The sequence below is a fragment of the Candidatus Cardinium sp. cByotN1 genome (assembly GCF_022810525.1).
In the GTDB taxonomy this organism is placed as follows: domain Bacteria; phylum Bacteroidota; class Bacteroidia; order Cytophagales; family Amoebophilaceae; genus Cardinium.
The window spans coordinates 1-747 of sequence record NZ_JAACGG010000146.1 but is presented as its reverse complement, the minus strand read 5'-3'; the positions used below and the strand labels follow the sequence as shown (position 1 = coordinate 747).

Here is a 747-nt window from a genome sequence, read left to right as displayed (position 1 = left end):
ATTTTTTGCTTACTTTTTTACCAAAGTCGGGAACAGATTCATTTGAAAAGATATAAACAAACACTCAAATCAAATTATCGATATGGATACCCAAAAAGACAATAATTTTTCCTTTACCCTATTAGATGGGACTACTTTTTTTCTTGGTAGTGCCTTTGCTAAAGTCGTTTTAGTCGTCAATACTGCTTCGCGTTGTGGCTTTGCTCGTCAATTTGATGCCTTACAGAGGCTACATGATCGTTACCAGGCTAGTGGCTTTACGGTGCTTGGGGTATCTTCCCAAAGTTTTGGCAAACAAGAATCCGATGAGCCTTGTGATATAGCAGCAGCTATAAAAGCTAAGTGCAGTAACATTACCTTTCCTATTACACAGCTAACATCGGTTCGCGGAAAAGCTATTCATCCATTTTATGCATGGGCTGCTACACAAGTCTCTTTATTAGGTCGTCCAAAATGGAACTTCCATAAGTACTTGATTGGAAAAGATAGCGAATTGATCACATGGTTTGCTTCTTCAACAGATCCTTTGGCCCCCAAGGTAATAGAAGCCGTAGAGGCTGCACTAGTAAAGTAGCACGCTTTAGCCCATTTAGCCCTCACCAACAAAACGTGATGTATATCTAAAAAAAAAGTTTCCGTTCACCACTATGGCTTATGCTAGAAAAAAACGCGCCCTTTGAAAAAAGTGCGATCAGAAAGCGCAGTTTACAGATGAAAAGAAAAACAGTTGCCGGGATGGATTGCAGG

At 40.0% G+C, this 747-nt stretch carries 1 protein-coding gene; it reads left to right on the top strand.

Annotation, left to right across the window (positions count from 1 at the left end; translation table 11 throughout):
* Positions 1 to 82: 82 nt before the first annotated feature.
* Positions 83 to 574, top strand: coding sequence for a glutathione peroxidase (locus MUW73_RS04035; RefSeq protein WP_243018759.1), 492 nt, complete (start codon positions 83 to 85; stop codon positions 572 to 574).
* Positions 575 to 747: the final 173 nt, after the last annotated feature.